Origin of the sequence: Vibrio mimicus CAIM 602 (assembly GCF_000338875.1) — a bacterium.
GTDB lineage: Bacteria > Pseudomonadota > Gammaproteobacteria > Enterobacterales > Vibrionaceae > Vibrio > Vibrio mimicus.
In genome coordinates, this window is record NZ_AOMO01000048.1 from 17,452 (window position 1) to 41,368 (window position 23,917).

At 46.9% G+C, this 23,917-nt stretch carries 19 protein-coding genes and 2 pseudogenes; 3 read left to right on the forward strand and 18 right to left on the reverse strand.

The window, feature by feature from the left end:
* Window positions 1-52 precede the first annotated feature (52 nt).
* Complete coding sequence (locus tag D908_RS04680; protein ID WP_005526158.1) at window positions 53-298, forward strand: DUF2798 domain-containing protein; 246 nt, start codon at window positions 53-55, stop codon at window positions 296-298.
* Window positions 299-443: 145 nt separating this feature from the next.
* On the opposite strand, the pseudogene D908_RS04675 reads toward D908_RS04680, so the two are convergent.
* From D908_RS04675 to D908_RS04640, 8 genes and pseudogenes are all read right to left on the reverse strand, one after another.
* Window positions 444-1,849, reverse strand: a pseudogene (locus D908_RS04675) (aldehyde dehydrogenase family protein).
* Window positions 1,850-1,876: 27 nt separating this feature from the next.
* On the reverse strand, window positions 1,877-3,364 hold the full coding sequence (locus D908_RS04670) for a tripartite tricarboxylate transporter permease (protein ID WP_032467686.1): 1,488 nt from the start codon (window positions 3,362-3,364) through the stop codon (window positions 1,877-1,879).
* Window positions 3,365-3,385: 21 nt separating this feature from the next.
* On the reverse strand, window positions 3,386-3,979 hold the full coding sequence (locus D908_RS04665; protein ID WP_172462032.1) for a hypothetical protein: 594 nt from the start codon (window positions 3,977-3,979) through the stop codon (window positions 3,386-3,388).
* A gap of 61 nt (window positions 3,980-4,040) precedes the next feature.
* The gene (locus D908_RS04660) at window positions 4,041-4,982 is read right to left on the reverse strand and encodes a tripartite tricarboxylate transporter substrate binding protein (protein WP_005521219.1); all 942 of its coding nucleotides are present in this window, start codon (window positions 4,980-4,982) and stop codon (window positions 4,041-4,043) included.
* 40 nt (window positions 4,983-5,022) lie between these two features.
* Window positions 5,023-5,508, reverse strand: coding sequence for a universal stress protein (locus D908_RS04655; RefSeq protein WP_005526168.1), 486 nt, complete (start codon window positions 5,506-5,508; stop codon window positions 5,023-5,025).
* A gap of 59 nt (window positions 5,509-5,567) precedes the next feature.
* Window positions 5,568-6,860 carry an NAD(P)/FAD-dependent oxidoreductase gene (locus D908_RS04650; RefSeq protein WP_005526170.1) on the reverse strand — a complete coding sequence of 431 codons (1,293 nt, stop codon included), beginning with the start codon at window positions 6,858-6,860 and terminating at the stop codon, window positions 5,568-5,570.
* A gap of 37 nt (window positions 6,861-6,897) precedes the next feature.
* Complete coding sequence (locus tag D908_RS04645) at window positions 6,898-7,320, reverse strand: RidA family protein (RefSeq protein ID WP_000196962.1); 423 nt, start codon at window positions 7,318-7,320, stop codon at window positions 6,898-6,900.
* Between the two features lie 42 nt (window positions 7,321-7,362).
* Window positions 7,363-8,502 carry an ornithine cyclodeaminase family protein gene (locus D908_RS04640; RefSeq protein WP_005526175.1) on the reverse strand — a complete coding sequence of 380 codons (1,140 nt, stop codon included), beginning with the start codon at window positions 8,500-8,502 and terminating at the stop codon, window positions 7,363-7,365.
* Window positions 8,503-8,740: 238 nt separating this feature from the next.
* On the opposite strand from D908_RS04640, the gene D908_RS04635 reads away from it, so the two are divergent.
* On the forward strand, window positions 8,741-9,559 hold the full coding sequence (locus D908_RS04635) for a helix-turn-helix domain-containing protein (protein ID WP_005511532.1): 819 nt from the start codon (window positions 8,741-8,743) through the stop codon (window positions 9,557-9,559).
* A 142-nt stretch (window positions 9,560-9,701) separates the two neighbouring features.
* Here D908_RS04635 and D908_RS04630 read toward each other — a convergent pair whose 3' ends face one another.
* From D908_RS04630 to D908_RS04615, 5 genes and pseudogenes are all read right to left on the reverse strand, one after another.
* The gene (locus tag D908_RS04630) at window positions 9,702-10,898 is read right to left on the reverse strand and encodes a DEAD/DEAH box helicase (RefSeq protein WP_005526178.1); all 1,197 of its coding nucleotides are present in this window, start codon (window positions 10,896-10,898) and stop codon (window positions 9,702-9,704) included.
* Window positions 10,899-11,067: 169 nt separating this feature from the next.
* Complete coding sequence (locus D908_RS22980) at window positions 11,068-12,369, reverse strand: methyl-accepting chemotaxis protein (RefSeq protein ID WP_005526180.1); 1,302 nt, start codon at window positions 12,367-12,369, stop codon at window positions 11,068-11,070.
* 108 nt (window positions 12,370-12,477) lie between these two features.
* Window positions 12,478-14,165 (reverse strand): annotated as a pseudogene (locus D908_RS0119765) (methyl-accepting chemotaxis protein).
* A gap of 436 nt (window positions 14,166-14,601) precedes the next feature.
* Window positions 14,602-14,916 carry a DMT family transporter gene (locus tag D908_RS04620; RefSeq protein WP_000312410.1) on the reverse strand — a complete coding sequence of 105 codons (315 nt, stop codon included), beginning with the start codon at window positions 14,914-14,916 and terminating at the stop codon, window positions 14,602-14,604.
* A gap of 122 nt (window positions 14,917-15,038) precedes the next feature.
* The gene (locus D908_RS04615; RefSeq protein ID WP_005526182.1) at window positions 15,039-16,442 is read right to left on the reverse strand and encodes an MDR family MFS transporter; all 1,404 of its coding nucleotides are present in this window, start codon (window positions 16,440-16,442) and stop codon (window positions 15,039-15,041) included.
* 87 nt (window positions 16,443-16,529) lie between these two features.
* Between D908_RS04615 and D908_RS04610 the strand changes: the two genes are divergently transcribed.
* Window positions 16,530-17,465 (forward strand): LysR family transcriptional regulator, encoded by a 936-nt coding sequence (locus tag D908_RS04610; RefSeq protein ID WP_005526184.1) that lies wholly within the window; start codon window positions 16,530-16,532, stop codon window positions 17,463-17,465.
* A gap of 47 nt (window positions 17,466-17,512) precedes the next feature.
* On the opposite strand, the gene yegD is transcribed toward D908_RS04610, so the two are convergent.
* The 5 genes from yegD to D908_RS04585 form a co-directional block, all read right to left on the reverse strand.
* Complete coding sequence (gene yegD / locus D908_RS04605) at window positions 17,513-18,865, reverse strand: molecular chaperone (RefSeq protein WP_005526187.1); 1,353 nt, start codon at window positions 18,863-18,865, stop codon at window positions 17,513-17,515.
* A 102-nt stretch (window positions 18,866-18,967) separates the two neighbouring features.
* Window positions 18,968-20,374 (reverse strand): amidohydrolase, encoded by a 1,407-nt coding sequence (locus D908_RS04600; RefSeq protein ID WP_005526188.1) that lies wholly within the window; start codon window positions 20,372-20,374, stop codon window positions 18,968-18,970.
* Between the two features lie 200 nt (window positions 20,375-20,574).
* Window positions 20,575-20,730 carry a DUF2256 domain-containing protein gene (locus D908_RS04595; protein WP_005526190.1) on the reverse strand — a complete coding sequence of 52 codons (156 nt, stop codon included), beginning with the start codon at window positions 20,728-20,730 and terminating at the stop codon, window positions 20,575-20,577.
* A gap of 75 nt (window positions 20,731-20,805) precedes the next feature.
* Window positions 20,806-23,211, reverse strand: coding sequence for a beta-mannosidase (locus D908_RS04590; RefSeq protein WP_005526192.1), 2,406 nt, complete (start codon window positions 23,209-23,211; stop codon window positions 20,806-20,808).
* Window positions 23,212-23,406: 195 nt separating this feature from the next.
* On the reverse strand, window positions 23,407-23,889 hold the full coding sequence (locus D908_RS04585) for an outer membrane beta-barrel protein (protein ID WP_000751966.1): 483 nt from the start codon (window positions 23,887-23,889) through the stop codon (window positions 23,407-23,409).
* Window positions 23,890-23,917: the final 28 nt, after the last annotated feature.

A 23,917-nucleotide genomic window follows, 5' to 3' on the forward strand; every position in this document is an offset into this window, starting at 1 on the left:
TAGACACTTGTGGTAATCACTTGCACTTTTCGTAGCAGATCAGAGATGAGAAATGAGTAAAAAAGAGATTCTAATTCAAGCGATTTTAGGCTCGCTATTTATGGCATTAATGATGTCTGGTGTCATCTCTTTGAGCAAGGCGGGACTTAACTTTCAATGGCTGAGTGCGTGGCGTGACTCTTTCTTTGTCGCATGGCCAGTGGCATTTGCTCTCAACCTTACTGTGATGCCGAAGATCCGCCGTGTTGCCCATTGGCTTGCTTATTTAGGTGCGGATAAATCCAGTGAGAATCAATAAAATGACGAGATCCCCCCTACATTGTAAGAGCGGCTTGGATAAAACAAGAAAAGAATAGAGGTGCATGGTTTTGAATGGCGTGAATAACGTGCCGATATAATTAAGCCCCCTTTCAACAAATAAAAGGAGGCTCATGTAATTACTGTTACTTATTAATATTAACGACTTGTAGCAGGCTGTTTTCAAGCAGACCTTCAAGGCCAAACTCGACGCCAAAGCCGGACATTTTACAGCCGCCAAACGGGGCATGTGGCAATACTTCGGCGTGACCGTTAATCCATACTGAACCACATTCCAGTTGGGAAGCGAGCTCAGTGGCTTGTTCGACCTCTCCCCAAATCGACCCACCTAAGCCCACTTCAACACTGTTGGCTGCGGCAATCGCATCACCAATTGTGGCGTACTTAATCACAGGCAGCACAGGGCCAAACTGTTCTTCTTCAACCACTCGCATGCCGCTTTGCGCGTTCCCGATAATTGTTGGTGGGAAAAAGTAGCCCGGCTTATCGAGCGATAACCGCCGGAGTATACCGTCGCACCTTGCTGTTTCGCCTCTTCGACGATCGAACTCACTTTCTCCAGTTGTTGTTTGTTTTGTACTGGGCCAAAAGTGACTCTAGGTTCACTACCATCACCCACAACTTGTTTCTCTGCTATTTCCGCCAGTTTTTGACACAGTGCATCGTGTTGAGATTCATGAACATAGAGGCGTTTTAATGCTGCGCAGGTCTGCCCCATATTGATAAAGGCAGTGGCAAACAAACCTTCTGCGATGGTATCAAGATCCGTATTCGGAAGTACGATACCAGCATCGTTTCCACCCAATTCGAGCGTTAAACGTTTAAGGTTGGCGGCCGCGGCTTGCATGATGTGTTGCCCCGTCACCGTTGAACCAGTAAACACCAATTTGTTGATGTCTTTGTGTTTACTCATTGCGCGGCCAATATCACCACCGCCGGATACCACATTCAGTACACCTGGAGGTAACACAGCTTGCAGTAATTGCCCTAACTTAAGCGTATTAATCGGTGTCAGCTCCGAAGGCTTAAGCACGACGGTATTACCCATGCGCAGCGCTGGAATGATATGCCAAATAGCTATCATCAGAGGCCAGTTCCAAGGAGTGATGGAACCTACTACTCCGATTGACCTTCTGCGCCCTTCAATACGCTTGGTATCAGAGTCCTCATACACTTCGACCGGAATTTCAATGCTCGCGGTATGCCTTGTCCATGCCACTGCGCCTCCCACTTCCATATGTGCAAGCTGGATGGGCTTACCTTGCTCTCTGACAATGATATCCGCCAATTCACCCGCGTGTTGTTCAATCGCATCCGCGATCTGGTTGATGTATCCATCACGCTGTGCCTGGGTTAGCGCACTCCATTTCGGATACGCCGCTTTGGCGCTCTCAACGGCTTTATTGAGCTGAGCGATAGAGGCCACGGGAGCAGAAAAAGCAGCTTGTTCATTGGCTGGATTGAGCACGATGTTTGATGGCATTTCACCTTGTACAGTTTGACCACCAATAGTCATTCCAAATAGGTTCATTGTGAGTTCCTTTCGTTTCGACGTTCGTTATTGTGTTTTTGTTTGATTATCTCTAACCATGCTGTAAACAAAGATGCCAATAGAAATGACGATCATGCTGAGCAAAGTTAGGCTGATTGGTCTGTCCCAAAAAATTGAGAAATCGCCGTTAGACACTCCAAGTGCTTGCTTGGCACGCGCGATAAATACCGGACCCAGTACTAAACCTAAAATGATGGGTACTGCTGGAATCTGCTCGCGTTTGAGAATGTAACCAAACACGGCAAAACCAAGCGCGATAAGCGCATCCGTAAATTGATAGTTTTGGCTGTAACTGCCAATGAAACCGAGCACCAGAATCAATGCACCGATGAATCGGCCACGAATTCGTGTCAGATTAACAATCCATTTGCTGCTGAAAGTTAAGTAGATGAACGCCACAATATTGATTAAAAACAGCGCGATGTATAAGCCCGAAATAAATTCTGGTCGTTCAGCGAATAGCGTCGGCCCGGGTATGTAGTTGTGAACCATAAACACAGAGAGCACCATGGCCATCAGTGCATCGGCAGGAATACCGAAAGCCAGCAGAGGCACCATGACGGAAGCGGTCACCGCATTATTGGATGTTTCAGAAGCTATCAATCCTTCTTCAGCGCCTTGCCCAAATTTCTCGGGCTGTTTAGATAATTTCTGCGCTAACGTGTACGAGAAAAACTGCGAACCAAATTCACCTACGCCGGGCAATAATCCCATGATCACCCCCAGAATCGCCGAGCGTATTGCTGTCCATTTGTGTTTCATCACCACCAGCATGCCGGAAAAGCGCCCTTTCCCTTTGTATGTGGTTACCTGTGAATCGTTTCCTTTCTGTGATAACAAAACGAAGGCTTGCGACATCGCAAATAAACCAATCACAGTAGGAACCAACGGCACACCACCAAACAACCATTCTTGGTTGAAGGTGTAGGTCATGGTGTTGTATGAACGGTCGATGCCAATCGTGCCCAGAAAAATTCCCAGTCCTAACATCATTGCTGCGGCGAACGCTTGTTTATAGTGCGCCATGACCACAAAAATCATCCCGAGTGCCGCTAACATCGCAAACTCTGCCGAGCCAAAATGCATAGCAATTCTCGATAATAAAGGCGCTAAGAGTACCAGTGACAACACACTCACCATGCCACCGAAGAAAGAAGACGAATAGGCAATCGACAATGCACGTTTCCCCTCGCCTTTTTGCGTCATAGGGTAACCATCGTAGGTCGTCAGCACGGCAACGGGGGTACCGGGCGTGTTCATCAATATCGCCGGAATAGCGCCGCCGTACCATGCTCCACCATAAACACCGAGCAACAGTGTTACCGCTGGTAACGGATCCATATTGAATGTCATAGGCAAAAGAATGGCCATTACGCCTGCTGGCTCTAACCCTGGGATGGAGCCGATCGATACGCCTAAAATCGCCCCACACACAATGGCGAGAACCACTTGCATGGTGAGTATTTCATGTATTCCGAGAAAAATAGTGTCCATATCTATACCGCGTCCGATTTACTACAAGTACCTATTGGCAAAGTCAGCCATGGAGTCAGGGAGCAATGAAAATAACCACACATCCGGCAACCACAATGCAATGACCACTCTAAACACCAGTACGATAAGGACGATGGCGAAAAAAGAAGTCGCAATCCAAAAACGGGTAAACAGATTGCTGATCCAAAGCATGGTGAGCACCAAGATAAAACTCGATAACGCAAAACCGATGATCGACAAACTGAAGATATATAAAGAAAAGAACCCGCTAATGATGACGGCAGTGCGATATTTACTGATGGCACTGAAGGTTAACTCGATAGGATTAATACATTTGAGATGGTCAAAGTGCTTTATCGTATTCACCAACAGGTAAATTCCACTAAACAGAGCAATGATGCTTAAACCTAGCAAAGGCGCGACATAGGGCTGAGAAAACCAACCATGCGCATTTTGCACCTCTCCAGCCTGACTGGGTTGCAATAAGATGAGTGCAATCGAGCCAATAAATGACAGCAAATAGAAATAGTAGTGGGATGGAAGATTTTCCGTCGCAAGCACCGCTCTTTCTTCTTGTTCCAGAATCACTTCATTGATTTCAATCGTCATATTCATACGACTCCCAGAAAAATGAGGTGAGTATGCGAGCAGGGGAAGCTTACTCACCTCATTGGTTTTACTTCATGTAGCTGAGCAACTCTTTAGCACTGGCAAAGTCATTATCAATAATTTGCTGCGCATCTTTACTGCCTATCCAAAACACGTTGGCTCCCGTGCTCTCACTCAAGGCCGTTACCTTGTCGGTCTGCAACGCTTTTTGAGCGATATCTGCAATCACTTGTTTAATGTTGTCTGGAGTGCCCTTTTTCACGAACAAGCCATTCCACGTAGTTTGCGCTATGCCTGTTTGTTCTTTCAGCGTTGCCACATTAGGACTGATGCTTAAACGGTCGTGAGTAATAGAAGCAATGATCTTGACCTCTCCAGACTTCAAACAAGACAGGATGGTTTGCGTAACGGTGTTAATGACATCTGCATCGCCATTCGCGAGTGTCGAGCAGTTAATGGCATCAAACGGAGCATTAGAGGAAAATTTAAGCCCGATTTGATCCGCCGCTTTAAACGTAATTGCCGTGGGAAGGGCTTGATAACCGAAATGAGCCAGCGAAACATTATTGTTCTGTGAGTAATCCGCCAGCTCTTTCAAGTTGTTGTATGGCGCATCAGCTTTTGCAGCAATCACAAAAGGATAATCAAGAAAGATCCCCACTGGCTCAAAGGTGGTTTGATCAAAAGGCGCGTTACCTGAAAGGATGTGCGTAGTAAGAATATCGGCAACAAACGATCCAATCGTCAGCCCATCTGGACGCGCTCGGGAAACTTCCGCCGCGCCAATGATTCCCGCACCGCCGGGTTTATTCACCACTGTGGCTGGCTTGCCTGTTTCTTTCGACATCTCTTCTGCAATCAGGCGCGTCAATACGTCTTCCAAATCACCTGGGGGCCATGGCACAACATATTTTACCGGGCGATTGGGGTAATCGGCTGCGATACTGGTCATTGGTGCAAAAATGGATGCCAGTGCGATGGCAGTGATCAATTTAGTCCTTTTCATCATGATTCCTTTTGTACTCTGAAGCTGGTGATGTCCAGCGTTTCTATTTCTTTGCTATGGGTACGATCAATACGGGTACTTCACTTTTCTGCAGAACTTTATTCGCTGTAGAACCGAGAAATACTCTGGACAGCTCGCTCGATTTTCGATTGCCCATAACAATCAATCCGGCATTAAACTGCTTGGCTGTGTTGATGATCACCTCCTCTGGATTGCCAAATTGAACACATATCGAAAACTGAACCTGAATATCCAAATCCGTCAGTTTTTCATTGATGTATCTATGGATCCGCGTTTTAAGCTTTTCAATAAGTTCTTTTTTGTGCTGAGTGGAGTGCAGCTTTTCCATATCACTAGGCAAGTAGGAATAGGAAATGTCTGGCGTGATCACATCCGCCTTATTTACCGCATGCACATAGATGATTTTTGAACCATGCTTTACTGCTTGATTAATCGCCGCTTCAAAAACTTTACGGCTTCCATTATTTGCATCTGATGCATAAACAATTGCGTCAATATTCACTGCCATATCCATTTCCTACCTATTCAACAACTGGGTACGAGTACCTTTCCATTCAGCAGCTCAATTCACCATCGGCTAAACCGATAAGGGGTCGGATCGACAATCGGGACATTCCCCATGATTAAGTCTGCCGCCAAATGCCCTGAAGCGGGACCAGTACCAAAGCCATGACCAGAGAATCCGGTTGCCAGTGTTAAACCGGGAATCTTTGCGACATGATCAATGACCGGATTAGAGTCTGGCGTGACGTCAATCAGCCCTGCCCATGCTTCGTCTATTTCAGCTTTTTCAAACATGGGATAGGCTTGACGCAAATTGGTCAGCGCTTCATTGTTCAAACTTGGGTTAGGGTTGGGATTGAGCGTTCTCACGGTTTCAAACGGCGTTTCGCTTTGCGCTTTCCAGCGGCGCGGCATTCTTAAATCATCCACAAAGTGCTTGCCGAGTTTGATTCGTAGAAAGCTGCGTTGATGCTTAAGCTGTTCTAGGTAACGGTGACCAATCAGCAAATGGTCAAGACAGACAGGTGCATCCAGTGCCCCACGTTGAGTAATGACAAAACCGCCATTGTGGTGCTTACGAAATGAAAAGTTAGACGCGCCTACAGCAATATCCGTCGGGCCGTCCATCGGCTTGGTTCTCATGACAGAGCAGATCAAAGGTAACGTTGGCAAAGAAACACCCAGATTACCCAAGAAGCGTCTTGACCACGCACCACCAGCTAACAAAACCTGATCGCAGTTTATTTCCCCCTTCTCTGTTACCACGCCGCTGACTCGCCCCGCGGACATGGAAAGGCCACGCACCGCACAAAACTGTACGACCTGAGCACCGAGCTCAACGGCTTTTTCTAAGATTTTCACGGTTGCGATACAAGGTTCAGCTCGGCCATCTGAAGGGGTGTAAATCGCGCCTTTCCAAGAGCGATGACTACTGCCAAGCATCGCATTAATCTTGCTACTGCTCAGCAAAGTGGAGTCAAGATCCAAAGAGTCCACTGAGTTTAACCAGTCTTGGTAGATATCCATTTGTTGCTCGGTATCCGCAAGAAACATAATCCCAGCCTGTTTATAACCAAGATCATGCCCGACCCTTTGCGGCATCTCTGCCCACAATCTGTCCGCAGCCAACGCCAAGGGAACATCTTCTTGGTGTCGGCTGGTTTTGCGAATCCAACCTAAGTTTCTTGATGACTGTTCACCCGCAACATAACCTTTTTCGATCAAAACCACAGGCACATTACTCTCAGCCAAGGTTAACGCCGCACTTGCGCCAACAATGCCACCGCCGATAATCACCACACCCGTGGACTTGGGCAAAACGTTGGATGTTTCAAGCCGTATGATATTTTTTGTCATCCTAAAACCCTCACTCGTCTTAATAAGGTGCAAACCATTATCTTGAGAGTACTATTTCCTCAACGTCCGCTTGTGATGCACCGCGATACGCCGTCACTTCAATTTCTACTTCATAAATTGAGGAACCCAGCGGTGGGCACGTCACTGTCGTGGTGGGGTTTACGCCACGAAACTTAGTGCCAATAAACTCCATCACAGCAGGAACGTTATCTGGGTTTTGGATAAATACCTTTGAGCTGATGACATCTTTCAAGCTTGCCTCTACCGATGCTAAAGCGACTTCAATATTGGTAAACACTTGTTCTGTCTGCTCAAAGACATCTTTTGGCATCTCACCCGTTGCAGGGTTACGGCCTGCGGTGTTAGAAACAAAAATCCAGTTATCGACAGCCACTACTCGTGAGTAGCTAGCAACCTCTTCCAGCTTTGAGCCGGTTTTTACCTTTACGATACGTGTCATGAAGAACTTCCTTTTCCGTTTTTTACCTAGTTTTCTGCGTTGTTATTTGAGTTCGGGTTTGTCCCAAAGATTGAGACTGACACCAATTCCTTTCTCTTTGGCATTGCGATAAATCTTGGTTGCCCATGCCACATCTTCGACTGGCATACCGCCGACCGAGAGAATGATGATTTCCTCATCGTTTCGGCGTTTTGGTGTCTCGCCAGCCACAATTGAACCGAGATCATCAAGATCATTGAGCGTGAGCGTTCCTTCTTCGAGCATGTCCATAAAGCGCACGCCAACCAGAGGAATGGTGTTATGTGCTGGTTTTGGTACTTCCTCATACCACGCTTGGTACAGGCCGGTATTGTCGAGAACTTTACGTACATCGCCCCGCTCCATCCCTTCATCCAGACGACAACTGGCTGGCATCGCCAAAAAAGCCCCCGGTTTAACCCATTCACGTTTCACTTCGGGATAAAGGCTTGGGTCGCCCGTTTCACCTGAATTGCAGTAAGTGATGAGATCAGAACCGCGAACCACTTCTTCAATGGTATCGACAACGTCGACATGAGTGATTTGTGGGAATGTCGCGGAAACCCAAGTAAGGAAGCTATCGAGGCTCTTTTGACCACGACCTCTGATTTTGATGGTGTCGATTTTTGGACACGCAGCCATAAATGCGGCAACGGTGGTTTTCCCCATCACACCAGGCCCTAGCAGGCCAATGACCTTGGAATCTTTACGTGCGAGGTAACGCGCCCCCACTCCTGGAATTGCACCAGTTCGGTAAGCCGACAGTAAGTTGGCCGACATAATTGCCAAGGGCGCGCTGGTTTCGATGTCATTTAGAATGAACATCAAGATAGAACGCGGAAGATCTTTCTCACGGTTGGCGATGTTCGAGCCATACCACTTCACGCCACAGGTACCAAAATTTCCCCCTAAGTAGGCTGGCATCGCCATCAGGCGACGGTCTGCGGTCGGCTTGGGCATGGTTGGAATGGGCGACTCTTGCGGAAACGTAATCATGGCACCATGAGAATCATTATTCGGCCCCGCCATGCGGTAATCGCCTTGATGCAGTAGTGCGAACATCTCTTCCATTGTGTCCACACATGCCGACATATCCGTCACGCCAGCTTTAATCATGTCTGGTTCAGATAGGTAGATGAAATCGATTTTTGTGTTACTAGACATACGTGTTCCTACTTCCCTGTTTTTATCCCAGCTGGCTTTGTAAGGCTTGCTTAAGCACTTTCAATCAACTGAGTGATTTATCTGTTACGGCAGATACTAGAGTGAAGCCACGCATTGATATTGAATTTTTGCGACACATCTCATGGGTCACATCACAAAAATGATTAACATATAAACAATATAAATTTACAAATGATTAACAAGGTGGGAATTTGAAGTTCTGTTGTTGAATGAGTCAATGAGTATGCCCAACGCTAATCTGGAGTTTAAAATAGCCTCCTTACATTCAGTCCAGCCTTGGTTCGTACTCGGAGCAAAGCGTTTTAATTCCTTACTGACACCAGAAAGCCCCCTCACTTCTCACTTTTATTCATTTGATGCCAGCGACAACCATGATTCGAGTATCGCGATTCCTGATGGTTGTATCGACTTACTTTTTGACTGCGATGCCGATGCGCCCAAAGCTTACATTTGTGGTTCTCCACTGGAAGCACTTAAAGCAGATTTTAAGAAGGGACATTATTATTTAGGCGTTCGTTTTCGACCGGGTGTAGTACCCGATTTGCTCAATCTAGACGTCGAAGAAGTGATTTCAAATCGATTGGATTTAAGTGAATTGCTGTATGGCGCAGACCGCATTCTGGAACAAGTCTGTAAGGCTGGTGATTTCTTAAGTAAAGCGCGTGCAGTGAATGACTTCGTCAGCCAGTTTGATTGCCGCCCTTGCTCTCACCTCACGATGGAAGTTATCGCGCGAGTGACACAAGCCCGAGGGAACATTCAGATACAAGACTTAGTGAATGACACTGGCTATTCAGCCAGAACGCTACAACGCACTTTTAGAAATGACACAGGCTTAACACCAAAAGCATTCAGCCGTGCCATTCGTTGCCAGTCTGCGGTGTATAAAATCAGCCACAATAACCAATTGCCTTTATCAGACCTCGCTTTTGACTTAGGTTTTAGCGACCAAGCACATTTCCAACGTGAGTTTAAAAAATTGGTCAGTGTCACGCCAATGGATTACCAATCACTCACCAAGTCAGAGAAACCATAATCGAACGGCATTAGTCGTTTCCTCTATCACACATTAGAACCGCATATTTATCTCTGCATAAAGTAAAGGGCGTGATACTGAATACCGTATCACGCCCTTTCTATTTTGAGCTGGTTAAGTACGAGTTAGTAAAACCCTTGACTTACTGTTCTTGCTGCACGCGCTTGTGTTTCGGCACATAGTTCAGAATAGAAATCGGCACTGGCTTTTTCGGCTCGAACCCTTCCACTACGCGTCTTTCGATTAGGTGCCCCAAACGGCTTTCAATCATACACAGGTTTTTGAAGTTGTCTTTTGAAACAAACGAGATCGCTTCACCGACTGCATCAGCGCGCCCAGTTCGGCCAATACGGTGTACATATTCATCGGCTGGAAATGGCAAATCGTAGTTAACCACACGTGAAAGTTGGTCAATATCAATACCACGCGCAGCGACACCTGTTGCCACCAAATATTTGATTTTTCCTGACTTAAAATCTTCCAGTAGTTGAGCGCGGATGGCTTGGCTACGGCCACTGTGAAAGGCCTCGGCTTGAATGCCACGCTTTTCTAATTGCGTAACCAGTTTGGCTGCGCCGTGTTTGGTTTCAATAAAAATCAGCGCCTGATCCCACTGCTGTTCATTGATTAAATGACTCAGCAATGCGGATTTGGTGTCCTTATCGACCGTGATCAGCCATTGGCTGATATTGCTTTTTGAGGCTTGATTGGCGGCGATACTGATTTCGTACGGATCATTCACCGCCGTTTTGGCCAACTCGCGCACTTTACGTGACAGTGTCGCGGAGAACAGTAAGAACTGTACTTCACTTGGTAGGCAATCAATGATTTTATTGATCGATTCAATGAAGCCCATATCCAGCATGCGGTCGGCTTCATCCAGCACCACCATTTCGATTTCTTCAAAATAGACTGCGCGTTGACCATACAAGTCCATCAAACGTCCCGGTGTTGCCACCAGCACATCGACACCGTCAATCAAACGCTGCTTTTGTGCCTGTTCATCCACGCCGCCAAACACTGCAAGGCTCTTTAAGCCAGTGTCTTTGCCGTATTGCTCAACTTTTTCAGCCACTTGCATCGCCAGTTCACGGGTTGGCACTAAAATCAGTGCACGAACGCGCTTCTTACGTTGCGTTTGCCCCTGACGGAGCTTCTCCAGAATCGGCAATACGAAACTGGCAGTTTTACCGGTGCCCGTTTGCGCCGCCGCAATCAGGTCACGACCTTGCAAGATCACCGGAATGGCTTGGGTTTGAATATGGGTAGGTGTTTGGTAACCAAGTCGCGCCACAGTTTGGGTCAGGACGTCACTTAATCCAAGTTGAGAAAAAGGCATGTATTTACTCGAAATGATGGAACTTAACTGCTGAGCCAACACTGGCTCAACCTAAAATTGAAGGGTTGGATTCTACCACCAACCCGACATTGGCTGCGGAATTTTTTCACACCACAGCCATTTTAAAACTCGCCAACAAACTGGTTGGCTGGAAAATCTTATTGATGAATCAATCCACGATTTCGCTGACCGTTTGCTGCACGTTTTCAGCTGCATGTTGAATTTGCTCAATCAACGCCTGAGTTTGGAGAAGCATATTGTTAAACTCCGTCACTTTGGCTTGAATTTGTTCCATAGTCTGGCTGGATTGGTCGGTCAACTGGCTGTTGCGCTTAACAATATTGTCGATCTCATAGGTGGCTTGGCTCGTATTGGAGGCCAAACTACGCACTTCATCCGCTACCACTGCAAATCCGCGGCCATACTCTCCGGCTCGGGCCGCTTCAATCGCCGCATTTAAGGCGAGTAGATTCGTCTGCTCAGCAATTTTGTTAATCGTAGTAACGATCTGAGTAATTCTTTGCGATTGAGAAGACAAATCCGTCATCAAAGCATTGGCTCCGATAATGGATTCTTTAATGCCGTTTGCAATGGTTGCGGCTTCATCAATCCTGTCTCGGCCTGACTCTGCCACACGTACTGTTTCAGCGGAGGTCTGTTGCGCCATTTGCGAAGCTTCTTTGGTGGCTTTGGCTTTTAATACCTGCTCGGTCACATCCGCCGCAAATTTAACAACCTGTGTTACCTCTCCGGCTTCATTAAACGTTGGGTTGTAAGTCGCTTCTAACCAGAGATCATGCCCTTGACGGGTACGACGATGAAAAAGGCCAGATTTGAACTCGCCTTTGGCTAATTCACGCCAAAAGTGAGGATTTTCCTTATAAAAAGAGTCTTCACAGAATAAACGGTGATGCTTACCGACAATTTCATCAAGTCGGTAGCCCGTCGCTTTGAGGAAATTGTCATTGGCATCTTTAACATGACCATCAGGGGTAAAACGGATAACGGCGGATGAACGATTCAGCGCCATGAATACCGCATTTTGTTTATCCGCGCTGTTCTTTTCTTTAGTTACATCGTAAGCCACTTTCGCGACTTTATAGACTTTGCCAGAGCGTTCTCGTATCGGCATATAGGTCGCTTCAATCCAGATCTCTGAACCATCTTTCTTCAGGCGCTGAAAGGTATTGCGCTGCGTTTGACCATGAGCCAGATTTTTCCAAAAATTCGAATATTCCAGAGTGCTCACTAATCGAGGATCACAAAATAGTCGATGATGTTGGCCAACCAGTTCTTCTTTCTGACTGTAGCCCATCGTATTTAAGAAAAGAGAGTTCACCTCCAAGATGTTGCCTTGGAGATCAAACTCGATATAAGCCAGGTTTTGTTTAAGTGCTAAGACGAGATCGTGGTCTGGGTTCTGGCGAAGTTCGTTGTCCGATTTGATGGCAGTCTTTTTCCAAAATGGCATAAATTGCTTCCTGTTTATCGGTTTTAGTTCTAAGAAATGATCAACCGATTTCATTTTATATTGTTATCAGTAACAGGAGTTTACCAGCATTGACACAAAAACCTTTCATTAAATCACGAATCGTCCCATTAATAGTTTTAGCCCTTGGGCTTGCTGCGCAAGATCTTCGCTGGCTTGAGCCGTTTCTTGTGCGCTGAGCATGATGGTTTCTCCGGCATCACGAATATCCGTCATGTTATGGCTGATTTCGTTAGCTGCCACAGACTGCTCCTCACTCGCCGCAGCGACTTGAGTATTGGCTGACGTCAGTTCCAGCAAAGCTTGATCGATAGAATCCAACTGATTTCTGGCTGTTGAAATCGAGATAAAACTGTCCTCTATTTGTTTATCATTTGAATCGATCATTTTGCTCGCCGTTTTGGCGCGTTCAACCAAAGTTTGAATTAATCCTTTGATCTCATGTGTGGCCTGTTGACTGCGTGAAGCCAGAGCACGCACTTCATCAGCCACTACGGCAAATCCGCGACCTTGTTCTCCGGCACGAGCTGCCTCAATGGCTGCATTCAAGGCTAACAAATTGGTTTGTTCAGAAATGCCTTCCACCACCAACACAAAGCTTTCAATCTGCCGAGTACTGGCTTCCAGCTCCATAATCATTTTCTGAGATTGCTGAGCATTAGCAACCAATTGACTGGAGACCGCTTGAGTTTGCGAAAGAATGCGGCAGCTTTGACGAGCATTTTCTTGTGCCCTAGCTGTCGCACTTGAGGATTCTTCCGCACTACTTGCCACTTCGGTAATCGTCGTTGCCATTTGGGTCATTGCACTAGCAACCACTTCGGTATTGTTTTGCTGCCTTTGCACCGATTGCTTATTGCTCTCTGCTGCCGAGGCCAGTTGTGTCACCGTTGAAGCAATGGTGTTTGCTCGGTCAATGACCTCTGCCATGGTGTGGCTGAGTGATTCCGCCATAGTATTCATGCTTGTGATCAACTGACCAATCTCATCGCCTGTCGTCACTTGCGCCCGTTTACTGAAATTTCCATCAGCCATTTCCGTGGCGAGTTTACGAGCACGATCTATCGCGACCACAATTTGCTTACTAAAAGCAAACCCGATAACTAAACCAAAGAGGATCGAGAATCCACCTAAGTAAACCATTCCCAAAAAGCTTCTTGTTCTTCCTGTTCGGTGACAATGACGGATTGTTCCGTCGCTTGTTCTATCTTGCGTAAGATGTCGCTGAGCTGCTGGTCTAGCGTCATCTGAGACTGTTCTAATTGATGAGCAAGTTCGGAAAGCTGCTGCGCCTCTTTTCCTGTGCGAAGCGCATTCAGCAGGACATCAAGATTTCTTTCAAACTTCCCATGTTCATTCGCAAGTGAATCTAAATCCTGCTTCAAATTATTTAAATTTTTGCGGATGGATGGAGAAGTGGAATCTTGAATAGCTTTGTTGAGTCGCTGCTGAACCTGAGTGAAATCACGTTTAAAGGAGCCCACTAAATCAAGCAGCTCTTTTTCGTATCGCTCTTGCTGTTGCTTGCCTTCTTTACTTTCAATTCCAGCAGCTCGGAATACTTTTTCAAGCGTAATGGCCCCTTCCAGTTGGTGCACTGTCATATCGGTCATCAACTTAGCTAGAGGAATATTGTCATTTGCAATCGCGTCTATCTCGACCGCGACTTTTTTCATTTTGGATATAGAGTAGGCAGACACCGTAAAAGTTAAAATCAACAAGCATCCGACTAGAGCGATCATTTTCTGGGTGATCGAAATATTCATGAACCATTTCATCACTACGCGACCTCAAACTATTTGCTTCCATGCCATACAGTATGGACAAAAATGTCGTAACCCACACAAAGTAGATAGACACACGTTCTGACCAAGACGTTGTTGCAATCGCGTAGTACAAAATCGACGTTTTGTTTGTTTCAAATATAAGCTTTTGCTTAATTAGTCTAGACGATGAAATTCCACTGATTTAAGGCCAATCTTATAAACACACCTATCACTCTGTTTTCTCAAGATAAATAAGTGATACTCCTTTAGTCTGAGATAGTCTGATGTTTGCATTTTCGTTTGTTGGGAAAAGATTATTGAGCGAAGAGCAGTAAAGAAAGATTGGAGGAAAGACGCAACTATGCAGTTAGAGAAATGGCTAAAAAATCTTGCAGAAGTCAGAGCCGTTATAGCATTGAACGGCTCTGATTTTTAATTGCTATTACGATTAAGCGCTCATTTTGAGCCCGGCAATGCCTGAGATTATCAACAATAAACTGACAAGCTTGATCAAGGTGAGGGTTTCACCAAACAACCAAGCCGCTGCAATCGCTGTCCCTACTGCACCAATACCCACCCAAATGCCATAAGCGACACCTAAAGGCAAAGTGCGTAAAGCTAAACCCAGTAAAACAAAACTGACGACAAGAGCCGATAAGGTTATCGCTGAAGCCAGTGGCTTGCTAAAACCTTCACTGTATTTCAGGCCTATAGCCCAGACAATTTCACAGATACCGGCGAGAAATAGGGTTAACCACGCCATATATAAACCTCTTATATGGGGTCGTCCCCGAACAGAACTGGAGCGGTGAGGTCGTCCTCACTTCCTAATGAAGCCCGTATGCTACCTAAGCTCGCTGCTTCTGGCTAGCTTAAAAGCCTGTACTATTCTGCTTTCAATGCATCACGACGTAAGCGCCATACTGTCATCACCATGGCGAGTAATGCCAATACACTCATACCGATATAAACCAAACTAAAACCTTGGGCGAGCACTTCCGGAGAAGCTGATACTGATTGGCTAGCATGTTCACTGACCGTCACTGTTTGTGGTACGCGCAGGTAAAACAGCGCCGAGCAAAATGCCACACCAAGTGCTCCCCCCAGTTCTCGGCCAAAGTTAAACAGCGACATACCGATTCCGCGATCACGCGCTGGCAGCACGCTTTGTACCACTACCCCAAGTGAAGGCAAGGTAAAGCCAAGCCCAATACCGGCAAGGCCCAGAGATAAATGCACCCAAAGATCATAATGAATTTGCCATATGGCTAAAGCGGCAAGGATGAATCCCCCGACTACCAGTGCTTTATAACGACCAGAATGCGCAACCCATTTACCGCCTAAATAAGCTCCCGTTGTAATGCTGAACATAAAGATCACCATGACTGAGCCACTTTGCGAAGGCGAAAATCCTTTTTCCCATTGCAGTTGCAATGGCATGTAAACCAGTAAAGCAAACATCAACATTTGTGATGCCATGATGAGGCTGATTGCGGTGAGATAACTCGGTAACCGAGCCAAACGCGCAGGCAAAATCGGATCGCTGACTCGTCTTTCAACTAGGATCAACAAACCAAAACACACCAGCAGAGCAAATGCCCCCCAACCTGCAGGCAAGAACGTGTGTGAGGAGAGCTGAAGCAATAGCAAGGTTGTAGAGAGCATGAGAAGCCCCGCCCCTAACCAATCAAATCGGCTCTGACGTTTTTGATTGAGATGTTTCAAATGGCGGTTAACCATGTACAGCGCCACAACCCCAAGCGGTAAGTTAATACCAAATACCCAACGCCAGCTCAGATGGTCAGCAAAATAGCCGCCTAATAACGGGCCTGCAATGCTGGAAACTGCATACACCGCTGAAATATAACCTTGATATTTACCCACTTCACGAGCGGGAATCGAATCGGCAATCACTGTAAATGCTAAGGCGATCAAACCACCGCCTCCAATCCCTTGGATCACGCGTGCGCCAATCAAAGTCGGCAGATCATAAGCAAAAGTACAGAGTGCAGAACCGACAATAAAAATGCCGATACTGATATTCAGCATGCGTACACGACCAAACAGATCGCTGAGTTTGCCATACACAGGTAATACCGCAGTTGCCGCCAACAAGTAAGCAGTGATCACCCAAGTTAAGGCACTCCCAGCAGAGAGTTCTTGCCCAATCAGAGCAAGTGGCGTGGTAACAATACTTTTTTCCAAAGAACCAAGTGCTATCACTAAGGCCACACTGGCAAAAATAATGCGCGGATTAGGCGCGGGTAAATGCGTTGAATCGGAATGCATGAGTTCTCTTGGTGGTCGATAGTAGTAACGAAACGTTTCTTTGCCGCACAAGATAACCAAATAGCCACTATCCGAAAATAGGATAGAATGGGACGCAAAATTGCAAAAATGGGATTGAGCATGAAACTCGATGATCTGGCACTGTTTTTAACCGTGGTTCGTTGTGGCAGCTTTGCTTTAGCAGCCAAACAAAAATCTATGTCGACGAGCACTCTCAGCCGACGGATTCAGCAACTTGAACAAGATACTGGCAGCATATTACTGATCCGCAGCAGTAAAGAGCTGGTGTTGACCAAAGAAGGTGAACAATTGTTTCACACTTATGCAGAACTGTTTGCGGAAATAGAGCGAAAACAGGATCAAGTCGAGCAAGCTAAGCGGGATTACCGAGGTGAAATCGCCATCAGTGCTCCGGTTTTGCCTTTGCGTCACCAACTCACTCCGTTGGCGTTGGAGTTTTCTGAACTGCACCCCAACGTGACTTTGCGTATGCAAGTGGGTTCGGGGCTCGACTATTTCACACAAAGAGATTTGGATATCGCGCTGCGTTTTGGCTCGCAACCAGAATCAGATTGGGTCGCACACAAGCTTGCCCGCAATCCTTCGGTGCTCTGTGCGTGTGCTCCGTTTGCAGCCAGCCTTTCGCTTTCCCACCCTCAACAGCTCAATCATTACCCACTACTCAGTCTGAATCACAAGCTACCGTGGATTTTTCACAGTAAAGAGTCCGATCAAAAAGTGCAATTCATTCCATCTGCGCGTTTATCTTCTGATGAACTCGACACCATAGTGCAAGCGACCTTGCAAGGTATGGGAATCGCAAGATTGCCAAGAGGCCTGATGGCCCCCTTATTGGATGATGGGCAATTGGTCGAGTTACTTCCCGAATGGGAAATTGAAGGTGCGGATGTGTATTTACTCCATCCGCAGAGACGTTTTTTACCTGAGCGTACTCAAGCTCTAATTGATTACATGATTACGCATTGGGCGCGAGTGGCATTCAGTTACTGGCACAAGCCTTAGCCAAAGTGGTTTCGCTGCACCGACACCGCTCTGAGCACAACTTCACATCAGCGAAAACAGACCTGTGCCCAACGCGCAAGGCCAGCCGTGACCGAACCAAAGTAGTTGCCGCTGACTACTGGCACATTCGGCAAAGCCTGCTCAACACCAGAACGTAAAATCGGTGAACGCGCACTACCGCCAGTCATAAAGATCACATCTGGCGTCACGCCACCCAAAGTGACCGCTTCCGTGACCAGCTCAATCATTTTGATCTTAGGAACATCAATCGCTTCGATCATGGCTTCGCGTTGAATCTCGACTTCCAGCAACTCCGATAGCACTTTAATTTGAGCGGTAACCAGAGCGGTGTCTGAAAGCGCAATCTTGGCCTCTTCGGCTTTCTTCACCAAGCTGTAGCCGAGCGTATCGTGGTACACCGCAAGCAGACGCGTCAGTTTCTCCGGCTCACGCGCTTCTTTGTGTAAACGCTTTAAATCCACAAGGTTTTCACGCGAAAAGAATTTGGCTTGCGCGCTGACATCGTTAATCGCGATCGGGTTCCAAAATTGGGTGATCGGCATGTCCAATCCACTGAGCATTTGACTGCCAAAGCCAAATGGCGTCATCAACTGTTTAAACGCGAGATGAATATCGAGATCGTTACCGCCCACTCGTTGACCCGTATGCGCAATGAGGCTTTGCGTGCGATCCGCTTTACCGCGCCATGACGGGCCCATCTGAATCAATGAACAGTCGGTAGTACCACCGCCGATATCCACCACCAACACGGTTTTGTCTTCGGTCAGTGTCGCTTCGTATTCAAGCCCTGCGGCCACTGGCTCAAACTGAAACTCAAGATGGCGAAACCCGGCACGGGTTGCAGCACGGCGCAGAATGTTTTCTGCCTGACGGTTAGAGTCTTCCCCGCCTCGGCCGTGGAAGTTCACCGGACGACCGATCACGGCATCATCAATTACGGCGTTGGAGCGTGCTTCCGCTTGCGCTTTGATGTTCGCCATCATGGCGCACACCAGATCTTCAAAAAAGCTCAACTGAATATCATGCAGCCCCATCGCACCTAAAAACGATTTTGGCGATTTCACGTAATAGACTTCATGCGGATCGGATAAATAGAGATCGAGCGCTGCCTGACCAAACACCACATCATCAAACTGCAAGTCGATGCCTTCATCGCGGTTAGCCGCTACCGAACGACGCAGTAATTGCTCGCCCAGCGCATCCGCAGGCGAAATCTGACGATGACGGAATAAGTGCTCAGGCACCGAATCTCGGGTTGGTGCTGCCAGTGTTGAGGGAATATAAAGACTGTCACGCTCAAGAGGGATCAGCACTGGATCATCACCCTGCATGCTGGCCACCGAACAGTTAGCCGTGCCGTAATCAAACCCGATGAACATCTGCATACTCCTACTCTTGAACGAAAAAAGGCCGGCGATACTACCGCAAGCCTTTTCTTATCTCTAGCAGAAATTGTTATTTTCTATGCAGCTTTCACGCAGTTAGCGGATCTCTTCGCCAGAATCCAGCACGCTCTTACGAACTATTTCTGTGAAAGCGAGAGCTTCCTGACGGATTTGTTCTTCATTCACCGTGTTGATTTGGCGATCTTGCATCACCAGTTTGCCATCAATAATTGCATGGCGAACATTGCCGCTGCTTGCAGAGTAAACCAGTGCAGAGTATGGGTTGTAAATCGGCACCATGTTTGGAGCTTTGGTATCAATCACTATGATATCGGCCAACTTACCGACTTCTAATGAACCGATTTTGTCTTCCATATGCAGCGCTTTAGCCGCACCCATGGTTGCCATATCAATCACTTTCAGCGGTGGCATCGCCGCGCGATCTTGATTGACCAGCTTATGCACTTTCGCCACTTGGTTGAATTCATCGATGGTACTGAGTGTGTTGCCAGACATAGGCCCGTCAGTGCCTAGGCCGATACGTACATTTTCGTCATACATCTTGAGTGCCGGCGCAACACCTTTCGCTGATTTAATGTTGGCACTCATGTTGTGAGCCACGCCCATATCTGACTTTTTCACCAGCTCGATGTCTTTGTCATCCACCAAAATCATGTGTGCGCCGACTAAGTTCGCGTTCAAAGCACCAATTTCATGCATATACTGTACGGGAGACAAACCGTTAGAACGTTCCGCAATCTTCTCTTGCTCACGAGTGGATTCAGCGAGGTGAATAAGAACAGGTACATTTTTTTCTAACGAAAGCTTGGCGATTTTTTGCAATGTTTCGGTCGTGTTGGTGTAAGGAGCATGAGGAGCAAACGCAGGGGTGATACGCGGGTGATTTTGATACTGCTCAATAAAGTTCATCGCATACTGAATCCCTTCTTCAGCATTCTTTGCATCCGCAACCGGAAATTGAATCACGCTTTGACCCAATACGGCGCGCATACCAATCTGATCAACTGTTTTAGCCACTTCATCTTCGAAGTAATACATGTCGGCATAAGTGGTAACGCCCCCTTTTAGCATTTCCACGTTACCTAAGTTCGCGCCAATGCGTACCATATCGCGTGACACCAATTTCGACTCTAGCGGGAAGATGTAACGATGTAGACGATCTGGCACATCATCCCCCAAAGAGCGGAACACCGTCATCGAAACGTGCGTATGAGTATTGATAAGCCCTGGCATCACGATATCGCCATCCACATCAAGCATCTGTTTCGCTTGATATTGCTTGGCTAACTCAGCATCACCAACGGCAATGATTTTGTTTTCTTTCACCACTACGGTACCGTTTTGGTAAACCGTTTTGTCGCCATTCATGGTAAGCACCATGGCATCGGTAATCATCAGATCAGCTTGCGTCTTTGCGTAGCTCATTGGAGCAAACAAACTCACGCTTGCCATCGCAGCAGCAATTAAATTACGTTTCAGCATATATTTTCCTTAGAACAGGATTCGGTATGTTTGCCGCGATAGTAAGAGAATGAGAGAGGAATGCAAACGTTTGCTTGCATGTTTGCACGCTTCTGTGATCTTTGCACGGAGATGTAAACAAACTGGATGAAAAGTAGAAAGCTCAAAAATACCAACTGGCAACGCATTGATTTTGCAAATACACAAGTGAGTGCGTGCTCTTATGACTTGCCAATACAGGAACGGTGACGCCGACAGCGCTCGGAACAATAGATCACCTCATCCCAGCATAGTCGCCATTTCTTGCGCCATGCGAATGGACGTAAACAAACAGGACACATCTTCTGTGTCAAATGGGCTTTCTTGTGTTGAGCCACGTTCCATCCTTAAGTTATTGCGTTGTAAAGGTGTACGTGGCTCGACCGACAATCGTTCAAGTCAAATCGTCAAATTCAGATGTTAAGATGATATACCCGCAGCGAAGTCTCCAGTGCCGGCTCATCGTCTCCCAAGTATTCCACGGTCACACTTTGCCCCGGCAGCAAAGTAAAGCTGGAATCGCTAAACCGCCCGACACCGTCATATTCTAAATGCACGTAAAATGCAGGTTTGTCCGTGCTCAAGGTAATAAAACGCCCTTCCCGCTGCATCTCAATCTGTGCCGTTTCCATCGGCAGTGATTTGAGTTCCTCAGTACCAAACCAGATATTGCTTAACGATTCTCCGCTGTTCTTAATGACGCCTTCCACATAGAGAAAGCCCTCTTTGCCAAGGATTATGTTTTGCGGTTTTTGCCATACCATATGATTGTGATTGGGGAACAAAGTAGTGGTGATCGGCCATTCCTCTAACACATCACCTTGCCAGTTTAGCCAACACACTCGCCCTTCAATCTCTACTGATTCACGGCTGTCGTTCAAACCGTGCAAGGTCAATGCTCCGCTATGCTCAGAAAACACCAGATATTGGGGAGCGAAAAAGCGTTTAGCGTGATAATGCAACTGTTTCCAACGGCCACTGTATTCAATACTCGACCATGAACTCACCGGCCACAAATCGTTCAATTGCCAATAAAGAATGCCACGGCAGATTGGCGAAATCGCCCGCCAATGATCAACGGCGGTTTTGATTGCCATCGCTTGCTGAACTTGGCTGAGATAAAGCATCTGCTCAAACCCAGTCGGAAATCGGAAATAGCGTGTAAACATTTCAGTGATGATGCTATTACCACGCGGATTTTTCTGGTGCTGCTCAAAAGTGTGTGAGGTGATATTAAAATCTTGCTCTGGTGTGAAGGTTTTCACTTCAGCAAGAGAAGGCCAAGATTGGAAACCAAATTCAGAGCAGAACCTTGGGTTCACCGAACGATACGCGCTGAACGGCTTGCCGGAATGCCATACATCCCAAAAATGCATGTCGCCTTTATTGTCGTCATGCCACGCATCACCAAAATCGAGTTCACCATTACAGGGGGAGCTTGGCCAGAAGGTGCGTTGATCATCGAGCGATTCAATAATTTCAGCAATTTTTCGGTTTAAGCGGTCGTAATTAACCGTGTATTTCACTCGATTATTTTTGGATTCGTCATACCAACCAATCGCGCCAAGCACTTCGTTATCACCACACCAGAGTGCAACCGAAGGATGCTCTCTCAATCTTGGGATCTGCCAACGCAATTCTTGCTCCACTTCGCGCTGAAAATCAGCGTGGCTTGGATAGAGCGAACATGCAAACATCATATCCTGCCAAACGAGTAAGCCTAACTCATCACACAAGTTGTAAAAGGTTTCACTCTCATACTGACCACCACCCCACACGCGTATCATGTTCATATTGGCATCCACCGCACTTTGCAGCCGCTGCCGATAGCACGCTTCATTTTCACCTGCTGGCATCGCATCGATCGGTATCCAATTCGCCCCTTTGGACATCATTGGGAAACCGTTGATCACAAACTCCATTGCAGAACCACGCTCATCGGCTGCCGTATTCAACTCAAGCTGACGTAATCCGATTCTGCGCTGCAAGGTTTGCTCCGCACTGGCAACGCTCACCTCATATAAAAATTGCTCGCCTAACCCATTTGGCCACCAACGTCGTGGTTGAGTAATTAAAAATTCACACTGCACACAACCACTTTGCGTCACCATCACGGTCTGGTTTTCATCTGCCACAGAAAACGTCAGGTTCACTGGGCTGTCGGTTTCTACTTCCGTCGCAACAATCACTTTGACACTGCCATCACTCTGCCACTGCTGCTCTGTCGCCAAATGTTTCAGTCGGGTATGTTCGATGGGCTGCAAAACTATTGGGTCGTAAATGCCAGATACCATCAAACAAAGCCCCCAGTCCCATCCCGAGTGGCACTGCGTTTTACGCACCAAATTCATATAGGGTAATTGGTTGTTACCCATGGCAGATGGAATAGGAAATGGCAATGCCGCCGCTCTTTTTTCTGCTTCAGGGAGCACTCGACGAAAGACAATGCGCAGACTATTACTGCCCAATTTCAGGTAAGGCTTAATGTCCAACTCATATGCGGCAAACTGATTACCGCACTCCAAGGCGAGCACTTCATTGATGTAGAGTGAGGCGAACGTATCCACCCGGGTGAGCGTTAACCACAGTTTTTTAAAGCTCAACAGAGATTCACTGACTAAGATTTCACGACTGATTTGCCAATCCACCTCTTCAATCCAACGCACTTTCGCTTCATTGCCACCCCAATAAGGGTCAGGAACGCATTGGGCTGCCAATAAAGCCGTGACATTGTCACCAGGAATAGTCATTGGAATCGAGAGTTCTGGGCGTTGTGGTGAGGTTAATCGCCATTGACCATTAAGATTACAGCTAGTCATAGGTAAGTACCTTTGTTGGAAATGGGTATGTGTTGGAAATAGGTAAGCAACGCTATGAACTGTAGTCCCAAAACCCCATTAACCACACGAATAAAATGGTTAAAAACTGACAAGCTGTGGCACGAATCAAACTCGATGATCAAAAAAGCCAGCTTTACGCTGGCTTTTTATTAATTCAATACGCTGAAACTTGAATTACAGGAAGTGGAAAGTCGCATTGAAAGAGAAAGTGCCGACATCAGTACTGTCCATGGTGTAGTTCATGTAGCTTGCGCCAACAGAAACAGGACCCATGATGAAGTACTCTGCACCAACACCGTACATTACGTCGATACCATCATCGATTTTGCCACCGTTGATATCTTTGTCCCATGAGTGCAGGCCGCCTTTGGCATAAACGTGCAGTGGACCGAAATCAATGCTTGGCTTTACAGCGAAATAAAGTGATGTAGCTGAAAGTTCTTGAGTCGCATTGATCTCAAAATCACCGTGATCAACGTAACCCGCTTCTAAGCCGATGAATGGCAGAATGCCTGTACCAGCATGCAGTGTGTATGCAGTACCGTTTTTGCCTTCATAATCAGACTGACCTACTGACGCACCGCCATAGATCCATGAATCCGCCATCGCGGTTGAAGAGGCACCCAGTAATGCCAGAGCAAGTAATGTCTTTTTCATAATTAACCTTCTTAAAATAGTTGGACAA